The sequence below is a fragment of the Sphingomonas sp. genome (assembly GCF_019749955.1).
In the GTDB taxonomy this organism is placed as follows: domain Bacteria; phylum Pseudomonadota; class Alphaproteobacteria; order Sphingomonadales; family Sphingomonadaceae; genus Sphingomonas.
The window spans coordinates 17,944-33,109 of sequence record NZ_JAIEPC010000051.1 but is presented as its reverse complement, the minus strand read 5'-3'; the positions used below and the strand labels follow the sequence as shown (position 1 = coordinate 33,109).

Sequence of the window (15,166 nt, the reverse complement as noted above, 5' to 3'; positions counted from 1 at the left end):
AATGGCCAGGTCGCGCTCGGGCTGGTGACGTGGCTGAGCTACAAAAACCCGCATCTCTCGCCCTTCCACGAAATGCAGCGGTGGAAGACGCATCCGTCGATCGCGGCGATTCTGGCGGGGGGCAAGCGCGTTTCCTATGGTGCGCGCGCCATCAGCGATGGCGGGCTGCAATCGATCCCGCAGCTGGTGTTTCCCGGCGGTGCGCTGATCGGCTGTTCGGCGGGTTTCCTCAACGTGCCGCGGATCAAGGGCAGCCACACCGCGATGAAATCGGGGATGATGGCGGCAGAGGCGGCGTTCGACGCGGTGCAGGCCGGTCGCACCAGCGATGCGCTGGCCGCTTATCCGGCGGCGTTTGCGGCGAGTTGGGTCCACAAGGAATTGTCGATCGTCCGCAACGCGCTGCCGCTGATAGAAAAATACGGCATGATCGTCGGCGCTGCTTTCGGGACCGCGACAATGTGGCTGGAGAGCTGGGGCATCAAAATGCCGTTCACAATGGGCCATCATGCCAATCATGACGAGCTGTGGCGGGCCGATCTGGTGCCCAAGATCGATTATCCCAAGCCTGATGGCGTGTTGACGTTTGACCGCCTCTCGTCGGTGTTCCTGTCGAACACCAATCATGAGGAGGATCAGCCGATCCACCTGACGCTGAAGGACCCGAACGTCCCGATCGCCTATAACCTGCCGATGTATGACGAGCCGGCGCAGCGCTATTGTCCGGCGGGGGTGTATGAGGTCGTCGGTGCGGAGACGGGCGATCCCAAGTTCGTGATCAACGCGCAGAATTGCGTGCATTGCAAGACGTGCGACATCAAGGACCCGACCCAGAACATCAACTGGGTCGTGCCCGAAGGCGGTGGAGGCCCCAATTACCCCAATATGTAGGCGTATCGCGTTTGTGTTTATGGCTGTCGGCCTCGCCGTACCCGCGCAGGCGGGGGGCGATCCGGGCGATCTCGCGGCCTATGTTAGGGCGCGGGCGGCCGATGCCGATGGCCGGGGGGACCGGGCGGCGGCGGATTATGCGCGCGCACTGGATGCGGCACCGGGCAATGTGGTGATCGCGATCCGCGCCTATCGCGCAGGATTGCAGGCGGGCGATGACGCATTGGTGACGCGGGCGCGCGCGGTGCTCGAGAGCGCCGATGTCGAACCCGGCGATACCGCGCTGCTCGCGCTGGCTGATGCCGTGCGCGGCGGCAACAACGCCGCGACACAAGCCGCGCTCACCAAAATCTCGGCAGGGCCGCTCGACTTTGTCGCGCCCCCGCTGCGCGCCTGGACGATCGTCGGTACTGACCCCAAGCGGGCGCTGGCGCAGTTCGACGGGCTGCCGCGTCGGTCGCTCGGTGCGCGCTACACCACCGAAGCGCGCGCGCTGATCACGCTGGCGGCGGGGCGCAAGCGCGACGGTGTGGTCGCAGTCGAAGCGCTGCTCGTCGCCGAGCCCGATGACCGCGACCTGCGGCTGAGCGCGGCGCAACTGCTGGTCGCGAATGATGGCGCGGCGGAGGCGCAGCAGTTGTTGCGCGAGAAGGACCGTATCGACGCGGCTGCCGCCACGCAGCCGATCGCGGCATTTGGCATCGCGCGCTTCTACACGCGGCTTGGCGCTGATCTGATCGATGAGGACACTGCGCCGCTGGCAATCGTGCTGGCGCGCGCGGCGTTGAAGCTCGATCCGCGCTATGATCGTGCCCGGCTGTTGCTGGCGCGCGCGCTGGCGGGTGAGGGCGCGCTGCCCGCGGCGCTCGGCGCGCTCGATATGATTACGCCCGACAGCGCGTGGTTCGGCGATGCGCAGACCGAGCGAGTCGCGCTGCTACGGCGCGCGGGGAAGACGGCCGATGCCTTGACGGCGGCGACCAAGCTCGCGGAGGCACCCGACGCCGATGTCGATGCACTGCGGCGTGAAGCCGATCTGCTGATGGCGAACGCGCGTTATGGCGATGCGGCGCTGGTCTATCGACGCGCGATCGCGCGGGCGGGGGGAGATGCGGGGTGGTTGCTCTATCTTCAGGCCGGCAGCGCGCTCGACCGGGCAGGGCGTTGGCGCGAGGCGAAGCCGCTGATCGAAAAGTCGGTCGCGCTTGCCCCTGATCAGCCAATCGCGCTCAACTATCTGGGCTATGGTGCGCTCGAAAATGGCGGCGATATTGCCGAAGCGCGCAAGCTGCTCGAACGCGCGGCGGCGCTGCGGCCCGGGGATGATTCGATCCTCGATTCGCTGGCCTGGTCCTATCTGCTCGGCGGCGATGCGTCGCGCGCGTTGCCCCTGCTCGAACGCGCGGCGGAAGGCTCGCCCGACAACGGCACGATCAGCGAGCATCTGGGCGATGCCTATTGGCATGTCGGTCGCCGGTTCGAGGCGCGCTATGCCTGGGCCGCCGCCAAGCTGCTCGCCAAGGATGACGATGCCGCGCGGATCGCCGCCAAGATCGCCAACGGACCTGCGCAGCGCTGACATGATCATCGACGAAGTCGCGCCCGCCAAGATCAATCTGGCGCTCCACGTCCGCGCGCGGCGCGACGATGGCTATCACGAACTCGAAACATTGTTCGCCTTTCTGCGCCACGGCGACACAATCCGGGTCGAGCCGAGCGACACGGCGTCGTTCGCGCTGACAGGGCCGTTTGGAGCGGCGTTGCAGGGCGAGGGCGACAATCTCGTCACGCGCGCGGCGAGCGCTTTTGCGGCGCAGTTTGGCGGCGGCCCCTGGGCGATCACGCTCGACAAGCATTTGCCGATTGCGTCGGGCATCGGTGGTGGGTCGGCCGATGCCGCCGCGACGCTGCGCGCGCTGGCGCGGCTCGGCGGTGTTGCGACCGATGACGCGCGGTTGTTCGCGATTGCCGAGACGCTCGGTGCTGATGTGCCGGCCTGTCTGCTGGGGCGCAGCGCGGTCGGTACGGGCAAGGGCGAGCAGCTTGTGCCGATCGACGGGCTGAGCGGCGTGCCGGTGCTGCTGGTCAATCCCGGCGTTGCGGTGTCGACCGGGGCAGTGTTCCGCCTGTGGGACGGTGTCGACCGGGGGCCGCTCGGCGAGGGGACGCTGCTGGCGCGGGCGCTGGCGGGACGCAATGATCTGGAGCCGATGGCCCGCACGCTGGCGCCGGTGATCGGCGATGTGGTGGCGCGGCTGGCGGCAATGCCGGGGGTGACGCTGGCGCGCATGTCAGGATCGGGTGCGACCTGCTTTGCGCTGTTCGATGACGAGGACGCCTGCGCCGATGCGGCGGTCGCGATCCGCCGCGAGCAGGCGGGCTGGTGGTGTCTCGAATCGGCACTCGCGTGACGCTTTTGCGTGCCAGCGCGGGACTAGCGCGGGCCCGTAGAGTCGCAATCGACGGCGATTGGGGATTGGCGCGACTCTTGCTGCGTGCGCCTTCAAGCGGATCCGTCGTCAACCCCGGCGCGTTCGCAGATGGCCCCCGTCCCCCGGGCGTCATTGGGGCCGAAGGGCAGTGACGTGGTCGCTGCCCTTCGCCAGCCCCGCCGACCCGCAGGTGAGTGCCGGGACCGGGCCGATCCTGCTGCTGTGCGATCACGCTTCGAATGCGGTACCCGACGGGATCGATCTTGGCATCGAGGCTGATCTGCTGGACCGGCACATTGCAATCGACATTGGCGCGGGTGATCTGACGCGGGAACTGGCGGCGCGGCTTGGCGCACCGGCGGTGCTGGCGACGGTGTCGCGGCTGGTGATCGATTTCCACCGCCCGCCCGATCACTCCGGCCTGATCCCGACGGTCAGCGACGGCCATGTGATCCCCGGCAATATCGGCGCCGACCGGCACGATCGGATTACCCGCTTTCACGCGCCCTATCACCGGACGATCGCGGAGCTGGTGAGGACCACGCGTCCGACGCTGATTGCCGCGATCCACAGCTTCACGCCTGCGCTTGAAACCGGCGGGGCGCCGCGCCCGTGGCCGGTCGGCATCCTCTATAACCGCGACACCCGCGCGGCTCGCCTCGCGATCGAGTTGCTCCGCGCGCAAGGCTTTGAGACCGGCGACAACGAACCCTATTCGGGGCGCCAGCTCAACATGACGCTCAATCGCCATGCCGAGGCGAGCGGCATCGCCAGCTTCGCGATCGAAGTCCGCAACGACGGCATCGAATCGCCTCAAGGTGTCGCGAAATGGGCCGATATCCTCGCGCCGATGCTGCTGGCGATCGTCGCAAGGCTGGCGCCGCCTGCCGGTACCGGGCTATAGCGCCGCCATGCGCTTGCTGATCCTTTTGCCACTTTTGCTCGCCGGGTGCGGGCAATCGAAGCCCGATGCCACCGTGCTGACCAAGGCCGAGGCGAGACAAGGCGCCGAGGCCGATGAGTCCGGACGGATCATGTGCGCGCGCGGCGGATCGAGCGATTTCGCGCGCGACTGTACCATTGATCGGGTGACGGGCCCCGACGGGCTGGTGCTGACAATCGGTCATCCCGACGGCGGCTTCCATCGCCTGCTCGTCACCAAGGATGGGCGCGGCGTGATTGCCGCCGATGGCGCCGAGACCGCCAAAGTCAGCATCGTTGGCGCCGACCAGATCGAAGTCGCTTTGGGGGACGACCGCTACCGGCTGCCGGCAACGGTCAAGCCGCGCAAATGATGTCGCTGGAGGGCGCGCCGATCGTGACGGCGGCCCAGATGCGCGCGGCTGAGGACATTGCCATTGCTGAGGGCACATCGGCGGCGACGCTGATGCAGCGCGCCGGGGCTGGGGTCGCCGATTGGGTGCGGCGGTTGGCGAGCGGGAGCGAGATATTGTTCCTGTGCGGCCCCGGCAATAATGGCGGCGATGGCTATGTCGCGGCGCGTATCTTGCGCCGTGAGGGCCTTGCTGTGCGCGTGGCGGCGAGCGGGGAACCGCGCACCGACATTGCGGCCGCCGCGCGGGCAGGGTGGGATGGGCCGGTCGAAGCGCTGGATGCGGAACCGGCGCCGGTGCTGGTCGATTGCCTGTTCGGCACGGGGCTGACCCGTGCACTCGATCCCGGCTTGGCGGCGCCGTTTGCACGGTTCGCGCGCGCGGCGCGTTTGGTGATGGCGGTTGATGTGCCGAGCGGGCTGGAGGCCGATCGCGCCGAGCCGCTGGGTCGCGTGCCGGATGCCCATCTGACGCTCGCGCTCGGGGCGCTGAAACCGGCACATGTACTGCAGCCGGGTGCGTCCATCTGTGGTGCGGTGAAGCTGGTCGAGCTGGGGATCGACGTGCCACGCCCGACACGCGTTGTCGCGCGGCCGGTGCTGAGAACGCCCGGCCCCTACGCGCATAAATATTCGCGCGGCATGGTCGCCATCATCGGTGGCGCGATGCCCGGTGCGACTGCGCTCGCGGGCGAAGCAGCCCTCCGCGCCGGGGCGGGTTATGTGGTGATGCTCGGCGGGCAGGGTGGGCCAGACGCCATCGTGCACCGCGCTTATGATGCCGCCGCGCTGGATGACAGGCGCATTGGCGCCGTGTTGGTCGGGCCGGGACTCGGCCGCGATGCGCGCGCGCGCGAGCGGTTGGCGGCGGCGCTCGCGAGCGGTCATCCGCTCGTGATCGATGGCGATGCGCTCCATCTGATCGACCCCGAAGCGCTGCGTACGCGCGCCGCGCCGGTGATCCTCACCCCGCATGCCGGTGAATTTGCCGCGCTGTTCGGCGAAGGCGCGGGCAACAAGATCGACCGCACGCTTGCTGCCGCCGTGCGGAGCGGGGCGGTGGTGGTGTTCAAGGGCGCCGACACGGTGATCGCCGCGCCCGATGGGCGGATTCGCGTGGCGTCAGATGCGCGCTGCTGGCTGTCCACGGCAGGGACGGGCGATGTGCTCGCGGGTGCGATTGCGGGGCTGCTCGCGGGCGGCCTTGATCCGCTATTCGCCGCCGAGGCGGGGGTGTGGTTGCATGCTGATGCCGCGCGGCGGCTGGGTGGCGCCTTCATTGCCGATGATCTCGCGCGGGCCATGACATCGGCTAGGGCAAGCATATGACCGACTCGGACCTGATCATTCGCGTCGCGGCCAAGGGCGATGGCGTCACTGCCGATGGCCGCCACGCCGCGCTCGCCGCCCCCGGCGACTGGTTGCGCGCCGACGGCAGCGTCGCGCCGGGGCCGAATCGGCAAGCGCCCCCGTGCCGCCATTTCCCGACGTGCGGCGGCTGTCAGCTCCAGCATATCGACGACGCCGCTTATGCCGATTTCGTGCGCGACCGGGTGATCGGCGGCTTGGCGGCGCAGGGATTGGAGACTGACGTGCGCCCGGCAATTGTTTCGCCGCCGCGCACGCGCCGCCGGGCGACTTTTCATGCCGAAAAATCGGGCAAGCTGGTGATCGGTTTCAGCGAAGGCGGCAGCCATGCGCTGGTCGACCTCAGCGAATGCCATATTCTCGATCCCCGGCTGTTCGCGCTGCTGGCGCCTTTACGAAAACTGCTGCCGCCGTTGATGCGGCCGAAGCGGCGGGTTGAGATTGTGATGACGCTGGCCGATCAGGGCGTTGATCTGCTGCTGCGCGGCGTCGAGGCCGATGGGCTGGCGGCGGCTGAGGCGCTGTCGGCATTCGGGCGGACGCAAGGACTTGCCCGGCTGTCGATCGACAGCGGGCTTGGCACCGAGACACGTTACGAGCCGATCGAGGCAACGGTGACGCTCGGCGGTCTCCCGGTGCCGTTACCGGCGGGGGCCTTCCTGCAAGCGACGCCCGAGGGTGAAACGGCGCTGGTTGCGGCGGTGCGCGAGGCGGTGGGTGACGCGGTGACGGTGGCCGATTTGTTCGCAGGGCTTGGGACGTTCACCCTCGCGCTGCCGGGGAAGGTTTATGCCGCTGAGGGCGCGCGCGACGCTTTTTTCGCGCTGAAGGCAGCGGCGGGGCGGGCGCAGCGGCCGGTGTTCGCCGAACACCGCGACCTGCTCCGCCGCCCGCTGATGCCCGCCGAACTCGACCGCTTCGCCGCAATCGTGCTGGATCCGCCGCGCGCGGGCGCGCGCGAACAGGCCGAGCAACTGGCGCTGAGCAGAGCGCCGGTCGTCGCTTATGTTTCCTGCAATCCGAGCAGTTTTGCGCGTGATGCCAAGACGATTTGTGAGGGCGGCTATCGGCTCGACTGGGTGCAGCCGGTCGGGCAGTTCCGCTGGTCGACGCATGTGGAACTGGTGGGGCGGTTCAGCCGGTAAAGAGCAGTGGTCAATTTCCGTTCCTGCCGTTTGCCCTGAGCTTGTCGAAGGGCTGTCCTTCTTTTTCCAACGGCTGGAAGAAGAAGGACAGTGCTTCGACAAGCTCAGCACGAACGGGGCAGGTGGTAGTGATTCAAGCTCAGGGATAATCCGCGCGCAGGAAGAAGAGGCCGTCGGGCGGGGCATTCAGCCCGAGCGCAGCGCGGTCGCGGGCTTCGAGCGCGGCGGTCATGTCGTCGGGCGTCCATTTGCCTTGGCCGACCAGCGCGAGGCAGCCGACCATTGATCGCACCTGATGATGCAGGAACGACCGGGCTGAGGCGAACATGCGGATGGTGTCGCCCTCGCGCACCACGTCGAGTCGGTCGAGCGTGCGCAGCGGACTGTCGGCCTGGCAATGCGCCGAGCGGAACGTCGTGAAATCATGCCGCCCGACCAGCCGCGCTGCGCCCGCCGCCATTGCATCGGCATCAAGATCGGCAGGGACGCGCCACGCGAGCCCATTGTCGAACGTCAGCGGCGCGCGGCGATTGGCGATGCGATATTCATAGTGGCGTGCGGTGCACGAAAAGCGCGCGTGCCAGTCGTCGGGAACGACCACGCAGTCGAGGATGGCGACCGGGGCGGGGCGGAGCAGGGCATTGAGCCCCTCCATCAGCCGGAACGGGGTGATCGCGCGGGCGATGTCGACATGCGCGCGCATCCCGCGAGCGTGCACCCCGGCGTCGGTGCGGCCGGCGGCATGCACGGCGGCGTCTTCGCGGACGATGCGGGCGATCGCTACCTCGATCGCCTGCTGGACACTGGGGCCGTGGGATTGCCGCTGCCAGCCCATGAAGGGGCGGCCGTCATACTCCACCGTCAGCGCAAAGCGTGTCACGCGAGCCGGGTGCCGGCGGGGATCGGGAAGCCGCGCAGCAGCTCGTCTGGCGTCATGACGCCACGTCCGGCGCGCTGGATGTGGAGGGGAATCAGTATTCCATGTCCACAAGCGACCTCCAGGGCGCCGCCAACGACGGTTCCCGGCGCGGCATCGATCGGATCGAGATGGAGATACGCACTCAGTAGTTTGACCCGCTCACCAGCATGCTCGAAAAATGCACCGGGCGCGGGATTGAACGCACGGACCTGGCGCTCGATCGCTTTGGCGGACTGCGTCCAGTCGATGCGGGCCTCGGCCTTGTCGATCTTGGCGGCATAGGTGATGCCGTCCTCGGGCTGGGGCACCGGCGGATAGCGCTCCAGGTCACCCAGTACTTCGACCATCAGTCGCGCGCCCATCGCGCTCAACTCGTCGGTCAGGTCGCCCGCCGTCTTACTGTTGATCGGCGTTGAATCGCGCAGGCGGACCGGACCGGTGTCGAGTCCGGCTTCCATGCCCATGATGCACACGCCGGTTTCGGCATCGCCCGCGAGGATCGCGCGCTGGATCGGCGCGGCGCCGCGCCAGCGCGGGAGCAGCGAGGCGTGGACGTTGAGGCAACCGAGCCGGGGCGCCGCGAGGATCGGCTTGGGCAGGATCAGGCCATAGGCGGCGACGACGGCAATATCAGCGTTGAGTGCCGCGAAATCGGCCTGTGCTTGCGGATCGCGCAGCGTCATCGGCGTGCGCACGGGGATGCCCAATGCCTCCGCCGCCGCATGGACCGGCGTCGGCGTCAGCGCCTTGCCGCGCCCGGCGGGGCGGGGGGGCTGGCTGTAGCTTGCGACCACGTCATGCCCCGCACCCACCAGCGCCCGCAGCACTGGCACCGAGAATTCGGGGGTTCCCATGAAGACGATCCGCATCAAGGCTCCATCAACGCTTGGCAGGGGGCGATGCAAGCCCTTATCTGTGAGCGATGGCATCCCCCGAAATCGAGGCGCTGACGCAGGCGCTCAGCAAGCTCCCCGGCCTCGGGCCGCGATCGGCGCGGCGCGCGGTACTCCATCTGCTCAAGAAGCGCGAGACCGCGCTCGAGCCGCTGCTGACCGCGCTGGCGGCAGTGTCCGACCGGCTGACGCGCTGTGCGACCTGCGGCAATGTCGACACCACTGATCCGTGCGGCATCTGCGCCGATCCGCGCCGCGACCCGCGCGCGCTGTGCGTGGTCGAGGAAGTCGCCGATCTGTGGGCGCTCGACCGGTCCCGGCTGTTTCCGGGGAAATATCACGTGCTTGGCGGCAAGCTGTCGGCGCTTGACGGCGTGCGGCCCGAGGATCTGAGCATCGACGCCCTCGTCCGCCGGATCGAGGCCGGCGGGATCGACGAAGTCGTGCTCGCGATGAACGCCACACTCGAAGGCCAGACGACGGCGCATTACATCGCCGACCGGATTGAACGCTTCCCGGTGCGCGTGACGCAACTGGCGCATGGCCTGCCGGTGGGCGGCGAGCTGGACTATCTCGACGAGGGCACGCTGGCGCAGGCGCTGCGCGCGCGGCGGCCAGTGTCTTGACGTTGCAGGCGTGCTTTCCTAGCTGACCCTTATGGCCGTCCATCAGATCATCGAGATTCCCGACCCGCGTCTGCGCACCATTTCGGCCCCCGTTGCCGAGGTGACCGACGCGACGCGCGCGCTGGTCGCCGATATGTTCGACAGCATGTATGCCGCGCGCGGGATTGGCCTTGCCGCGATCCAGATTGGCGTGCCCGAGCGGGTGCTGGTGATTGACCTTCAGGAAGACGGCGAGGACGGCAAGCCGGTCAAGGCACCGCGCGTTTTCATCAATCCTGAAATCGTCGAGACCGCGCCCGACCTCAGCGTCTATACCGAAGGCTGTCTTTCGGTGCCTGACCAATACGCCGATGTCGAACGCCCCGCGACCTGCCGCGTCCGCTGGCTCGACGAGCAGGGCGGCGCGCATGACGAGCAGCTCGAAGGACTGCTCGCGACGTGCATCCAGCATGAGATGGATCACTTGGAAGGCATCGTCTTCATCGACCACCTGTCGCGGCTGAAGCGCGAGATGGTGCTCAAGAAGCTCGCCAAGGCACGCAAGGCGGCTGCCTGAACGCTTGCGCAGAGCCGCGCAACCGGTCCAAACCTTGCCCGATAACCGGGGAGGAATGACGTGACCGCCAAATTATTCGGGATGCCCGGATCGCTCTACACCGCGCGGGCGCGCAGTTACCTGATCAAGCAGCGGATCGATTTCGAGGAAGCGATTCCTGCCGATCCGGCGTGGCCCGCGATCACGCAAGCGATCGGGCGGTGGATCATCCCGGTGCTGGTGCTGCCCGATGGCCGGATGATCCAGGACGGCGTCGCGATCATCGACCATTATGAGGCGCAGGGCGTGCGCCGGTCGGCCTATCCCGAAACGCCGGTCCACCGTGCCGTCGCGCATCTGTTCGAGCTGTACGGCGCCGAGGGGATGCTGCGGCCCGCGATGCATTATCGCTGGAGCTTCGATGCCGATAATCTCGCCTTTCTCCGGCGCGATTTCATGAACGGGTTGATGCCGGCTGCGACGGGCGACGCCGAAGAAGCGATTTTTCTCGGCGCGAGCGGGCGGATGCGCAAGGCCGCAGCGAGCTTCGGCGTTTCCGAGGCGACCGCACCGGCGATCGAAGCGAGCTATCTCGCGTTTCTCGGCCTGCTCGACGCGCATCTGGCCGATTATCCCTATCTGCTCGGCGGACGACCGACGATCGGCGACTATGGGCTGATCGGGCCGCTCTACGCGCATCTGGCGCGCGATCCGGTCCCGGCGGCGATCATGAAGTCGGACTTTTTCCATGTCTGGCGCTGGACCGAGCGGATGAACGCCGCGCAGGCGCTGCTCGGGGGCCATGCCGCGCGCGGTGAAGCGCTCATCGACGACGACGGCGTTCCCGAGACGCTCAAGGCACTGATGCGCTTCGTCGCCGATGATTTCCTGCCCGAACTGGCGGCGCATGTCGCCTTCGCCAACGACTGGCTGGCGGAGAGGCCGGATCTGGTGGCGGGGACCAATGGTCTCGACAATCCCGGCGCGCGCGGGATCGGGATGGCGGGCTTCGAGTGGCAGGGTCACGCGCTATCGACCGCGGTGCTGCCCTATCGCTTCTGGATGCTCGACCGGTTGCTGGCAGCGGTTGGCGATTCGGCGCGGTCGCTGTTCGGGGATGTCGGGCTGGCGCCGCTGCTCGCGCTGCGGACCGATCGCCCGGTCGAGCGGCAGGGCAATCTCGAGGTTTGGGGCGCGCGGCGCTAGTTCAGTTTAAGGTGATTGCTGCACACCGCTTGCCCTGAGCTTGTCGAAGGGCCGTCCTTCTTTTGCCAGCCGCTCGAAGAAGAAGGGCAGTGCTTCGACAAGCTCAGCACGAAGGGTGAGTGGTAACTGATCAGGTCGAGCCGAACCTAAGCCGCCGCAATCGCGTCGAGCACCGGTTTTGCCCACTCCGGGCGGCAGATCAGCAAGTCCGGCAGCAGCGGATCGGCGCAATTATAGACGAGCGGGCTGCCGTCGATGCGCGACGCGTGCAGCCCTGCGGCCATCGCGACAGCCGCCGGCGCGCAATTGTCCCATTCGAACTGGCCGCCCGAATGGAGATAGATGTCGGCCTTGCCGATCAGCACGGCCATCGCCTTATACCCCGCCGACCCCATCGGCACGAGCACGCCACCAATTGCATCGGCGACCTGCTGCGCGAGGCGTGGCGCGCGGGTGCGGCTGACCGCGATGCGCGGCGGGCCGACATGCGGTGGAGGCAGTAGCGGCGGGCGCAGGCTGCAAAAGGTCTTGCCCGTCGCCGGCAGGCAAACCGCGCCCAAAGTCGGCACCCCGTCGACCGCCAGTCCGATATGGACGGCATAATCGCCGAGCCGATCCGAATAATCGCGCGTGCCGTCGAGTGGGTCGACGATCCACACGCGCCGCGCGCCGCAGCGCTGACCATCGTCGTGCGATTCTTCGGACAGGATGAAGTCGTGCGGGCGCGCGGCGTGTAATCGGTCGAGGATCAGCGTATTGGCTTCGACATCGCCGCGTTTGCCGAGCTCAGCCGCTGAACAGGTCGCGGTCGACATGAGGTCACGGAGCAGGTCGCCCGCTTCGCTCGCAATCGCTTGCGCCAGTTCGGCGTCCGCAGTCAGGTCGGTGATCGCGCAGTCAGCCGCGACCGACGGGGTCACAGCGCATAGCTCCACACACCAACGATGTGCTCGACGATGCGATTGGCGGCGTCCTCGGCGCTTTCGGCTGTCGTGTCGATGCGCAGATCGGGCGCCTCGGGTGCTTCGTAAGGGCTCGAAATACCCGTGAAATTAGGAATCGCGCCTGCGCGCGCCCGGGCATAGAGTCCCTTCACGTCGCGCGCTTCGGCAACGGTCAACGGGGTGTCGACGAAAATCTCGACGAACTGGTCGGCGGGCAGCATCGACCGCACCATGGCACGTTCCGCGCGAAAGGGCGAGATGAAGGCGGTGATCACGATCAGCCCGGCATCAGCCATCAGCTTGGCAACCGCACCGGCGCGGCGGATATTCTCGACCCGGTCGGCGTCGGTGAAGCCGAGGTCCTGATTGAGGCCATGGCGGAGATTGTCGCCGTCGAGCAGGAACGTGTGCCGCCCGAGCGCGTGGAGCTTGCGCTCGACCAGATTGGCGATCGTCGACTTGCCCGATCCCGACAGGCCGGTGAACCACAGCACGCGCGGCTGCTGGCCCTTGATCGCGGCGCGCGCTTGCGGCGTGACTTCGATTGCCTGCCAATGGACATTTTGCGCGCGGCGCAGCGCGTGGCGGATCATGCCCGCGGCGACCGTCGCGTTCGTCGCGCGGTCGATCAGGATGAAGCCGCCGAGATCGGCACTGTCGGCATAGGGCGCGAAGGTGATCGGGCGGTCGGTCGAAAAATCGAGCACGCCAATGTCGTTGAGCGACAGACTGCGCGCCGACAGCCGCTGGAGCGTGTTGACGTCGATCTTGTGATCGGGCGCGCGCAAGGTGGCTGAAACGGTCTGCGCGCCGAGCTTGAGCAGATAGGCGCGGCCGGGGAGCAGCGGCGTATCGTCCATCCAGACGATCGTTGCCGAAAATTGGTCCGACACTTCGGGTGGCGCGTCGGCAGCGGCAATCACGTCGCCGCGCGCGCAGTCGACTTCATCGGCGAGGGTGAGCGTCACCGATTGTCCGGCGACGGCTTCGGGCAAATCGCCGTCGAAGGTCACGATCCGATCGATCGTGCTGAGCTTGCCCGAGGGGAGTAGCCGCACGCGGTCACCGGGGCGTATGTCGCCGCTCGCGATCTGGCCAGAAAAGCCACGAAAATCGAGATTGGGGCGATTGACCCATTGCACCGGCATCACGAACGGCCGCCGCGCCGCCGCATCGCCATCCACATCGACCGTTTCGAGATGCTCGATCAGCGTCGGTCCGACATACCAGTCCATCGTCGCCGACTGGGTCGCGACATTGTCGCCCTTGAAGCCCGAAATCGGAATCGCCGTCACGGGGCCAAGGTCGATCGACTGAGCGAAGGCGGCGTAATCGGCGACAATCGCGTCGAAGGTCGCGCGGTCATAGCCGACCAGGTCCATCTTGTTCACCGCCAGCACGATGTGGCGGATGCCGATCAGCTTGGCGAGATAGCTGTGCCGCCGCGTCTGGGTGAGCAGCCCTTTACGCGCATCGACCAGGATCACCGCGAGATCGGCGGTCGAGGCGCCGGTGACCATGTTGCGGGTATATTGCTCATGCCCCGGCGTGTCCGCGACGATGAACTTGCGCTTGTCGGTGGCGAAGAAGCGGTACGCGACATCGATCGTGATACCCTGTTCGCGCTCGGCAGCGAGGCCGTCGACGAGCAGCGCGAAATCAATCTCCTGACCTTGCGTGCCGAGGCGCTTGCTGTCGACTTCGAGTGCGGCGAGCTGATCCTCGAAGATCATCTTCGAATCGTAGAGCAGCCGCCCGATCAACGTCGACTTACCGTCATCGACCGAACCGCAAGTGATGAAACGCAGCAGCGACTTGGCGCTATGCCGCGCGAGATAGGCGTCGATATCGTCGGCGATCAGCGGGTCGATCGCATAGGCTGGCGCGGTCGCCATCAGAAATAGCCCTCCGCCTTTTTCTTTTCCATGCTCGCGGCCTGATCATGGTCGATCAGCCGCCCCTCGCGCTCCGATGTAGTGGTCAGCAGCATTTCCTGGATGACGTCCGAGAGCGTCGTCGCGCGGCTTTCGACCGCGCCGGTGAGGGGAAAACAGCCGAGCGTGCGGAATCGCACCCAGCGTTCGGTGATGTCGAGCTTGCGGCCGAGCACGCGCTCGACCCGGTCGATATCGTCGGCCATCAGCAACTGGCCCTCATGGACGAAGGTCGGTCGCGGCGCGCTGAAATAGAGCGGGACGATGTCGATCCCCTCGGCCTGAATGTAATGCCAGATGTCGAGCTCGGTCCAGTTGGAGAGCGGGAAGACGCGGATGCTCTCGCCGGGGTGTTTGCGCGCATTGTACAGCCGCCAGAGTTCGGGGCGCTGCTGGCGCGGATCCCAGCGCTGGCTGGCTGAGCGGAAGCTGAAGATGCGTTCCTTGGCGCGGCTTTTCTCCTCGTCGCGCCGCGCGCCGCCAAAGGCTGCGTCAAAGCCGTGCAGCGTCAGCGCTTGCTTCAACCCCTCGGTCTTCCACATATCGGTGTGGCGGCTGCCGTGATCGAAGGGATTGATCCCCAGCGCCTCGGCCTCGGCATTGCGGTGGACGATCAGCTCCATCCCTGCATCGGCGGCGGCTCGTTCGCGCATCGCGTACATCGCGCGGAATTTCCACGTGGTGTCGACGTGGAGGAGCGGGAAGGGCGGCGGCGCCGGGAAAAAGGCTTTGCGCGCGAGATGCAGCATCACCGCCGAATCCTTGCCGACCGAATAGAGCATCACCGGCTTGTCTGCTTCAGCCACAACTTCGCGCAGGATGTGGATGCTTTCGGCTTCGAGCCGCTGCAAATGGGTGAGGGGCAGCATGCGGGCTAGGTAATCACCCTGACGCTCAATGCGACGAAGTTATCCTGTCCTCGCTGAAACCTAACTCATCG

15 protein-coding genes are annotated in these 15,166 nt (G+C 67.1%); 10 read left to right on the top strand and 5 right to left on the bottom strand.

The features are described 5' to 3' along the window. The 7 genes from K2W81_RS11070 to K2W81_RS11040 form a co-directional block, all read left to right on the top strand. The coding region (locus K2W81_RS11070) for an electron transfer flavoprotein-ubiquinone oxidoreductase (RefSeq protein ID WP_294104253.1) at nt 1–891 on the top strand (891 nt) is incomplete at its 5' end. A 19-nt stretch (nt 892–910) separates the two neighbouring features. Then, nucleotides 911–2,470 carry a tetratricopeptide repeat protein gene (locus K2W81_RS11065; protein ID WP_294104252.1) on the top strand — a complete coding sequence of 520 codons (1,560 nt, stop codon included), beginning with the start codon at nt 911–913 and terminating at the stop codon, nt 2,468–2,470. 4 nt (nt 2,471–2,474) lie between these two features. Beyond that, on the top strand, nt 2,475–3,302 hold the full coding sequence (locus K2W81_RS11060) for a 4-(cytidine 5'-diphospho)-2-C-methyl-D-erythritol kinase (protein WP_294104258.1): 828 nt from the start codon (nt 2,475–2,477) through the stop codon (nt 3,300–3,302). Between the two features lie 232 nt (nt 3,303–3,534). After that, nucleotides 3,535–4,227: an N-formylglutamate amidohydrolase gene (locus K2W81_RS11055; RefSeq protein WP_294104257.1), complete on the top strand. Its 693-nt coding sequence runs from the start codon at nt 3,535–3,537 to the stop codon at nt 4,225–4,227. A gap of 7 nt (nt 4,228–4,234) precedes the next feature. Beyond that, a complete protein-coding gene (locus K2W81_RS11050; RefSeq protein WP_294104251.1) occupies nt 4,235–4,618 on the top strand; it encodes a hypothetical protein in 384 nt (127 codons plus the stop codon). Continuing rightward, nucleotides 4,615–5,985 (top strand): NAD(P)H-hydrate dehydratase, encoded by a 1,371-nt coding sequence (locus K2W81_RS11045; protein WP_294104250.1) that lies wholly within the window; start codon nt 4,615–4,617, stop codon nt 5,983–5,985. The genes K2W81_RS11050 and K2W81_RS11045 overlap by 4 nt, the downstream gene beginning before the upstream one ends. Further along, nucleotides 5,982–7,169: a class I SAM-dependent RNA methyltransferase gene (locus K2W81_RS11040; protein ID WP_294104249.1), complete on the top strand. Its 1,188-nt coding sequence runs from the start codon at nt 5,982–5,984 to the stop codon at nt 7,167–7,169. Before K2W81_RS11045 ends, K2W81_RS11040 begins: the two co-directional genes overlap by 4 nt. 139 nt (nt 7,170–7,308) lie before the next feature. Here K2W81_RS11040 and truA read toward each other — a convergent pair whose 3' ends face one another. Further along, complete coding sequence (gene truA / locus K2W81_RS11035; protein ID WP_294104248.1) at nt 7,309–8,049, bottom strand: tRNA pseudouridine(38-40) synthase TruA; 741 nt, start codon at nt 8,047–8,049, stop codon at nt 7,309–7,311. Continuing rightward, nucleotides 8,046–8,957, bottom strand: coding sequence for a methionyl-tRNA formyltransferase (fmt, locus tag K2W81_RS11030; protein ID WP_294104247.1), 912 nt, complete (start codon nt 8,955–8,957; stop codon nt 8,046–8,048). The genes truA and fmt overlap by 4 nt, the downstream gene beginning before the upstream one ends. A gap of 53 nt (nt 8,958–9,010) precedes the next feature. Here fmt and recR point away from each other — a divergent pair, with 53 nt between their 5' ends. The 3 genes from recR to K2W81_RS11015 are packed head-to-tail and all read left to right on the top strand — an operon-like array spanning nt 9,011 to nt 11,348. Next, nucleotides 9,011–9,607 carry a recombination mediator RecR gene (recR, locus tag K2W81_RS11025; RefSeq protein ID WP_294104246.1) on the top strand — a complete coding sequence of 199 codons (597 nt, stop codon included), beginning with the start codon at nt 9,011–9,013 and terminating at the stop codon, nt 9,605–9,607. A gap of 31 nt (nt 9,608–9,638) precedes the next feature. Then, nucleotides 9,639–10,163 carry a peptide deformylase gene (def, locus tag K2W81_RS11020; protein WP_294104245.1) on the top strand — a complete coding sequence of 175 codons (525 nt, stop codon included), beginning with the start codon at nt 9,639–9,641 and terminating at the stop codon, nt 10,161–10,163. 60 nt (nt 10,164–10,223) lie between these two features. Then, nucleotides 10,224–11,348 (top strand): glutathione S-transferase N-terminal domain-containing protein, encoded by a 1,125-nt coding sequence (locus tag K2W81_RS11015; protein WP_294104244.1) that lies wholly within the window; start codon nt 10,224–10,226, stop codon nt 11,346–11,348. A 146-nt stretch (nt 11,349–11,494) separates the two neighbouring features. Here K2W81_RS11015 and K2W81_RS11010 read toward each other — a convergent pair whose 3' ends face one another. The 3 genes from K2W81_RS11010 to cysD are packed head-to-tail and all read right to left on the bottom strand — an operon-like array spanning nt 11,495 to nt 15,095. Next, on the bottom strand, nt 11,495–12,268 hold the full coding sequence (locus K2W81_RS11010) for a 3'(2'),5'-bisphosphate nucleotidase CysQ (RefSeq protein WP_294104243.1): 774 nt from the start codon (nt 12,266–12,268) through the stop codon (nt 11,495–11,497). Further along, nucleotides 12,265–14,187: a sulfate adenylyltransferase subunit CysN gene (cysN, locus tag K2W81_RS11005; protein ID WP_294104242.1), complete on the bottom strand. Its 1,923-nt coding sequence runs from the start codon at nt 14,185–14,187 to the stop codon at nt 12,265–12,267. The genes K2W81_RS11010 and cysN overlap by 4 nt, the downstream gene beginning before the upstream one ends. Continuing rightward, nucleotides 14,187–15,095 (bottom strand): sulfate adenylyltransferase subunit CysD, encoded by a 909-nt coding sequence (gene cysD, locus K2W81_RS11000; protein WP_294104241.1) that lies wholly within the window; start codon nt 15,093–15,095, stop codon nt 14,187–14,189. The genes cysN and cysD overlap by 1 nt, the downstream gene beginning before the upstream one ends. Nucleotides 15,096–15,166: the final 71 nt, after the last annotated feature.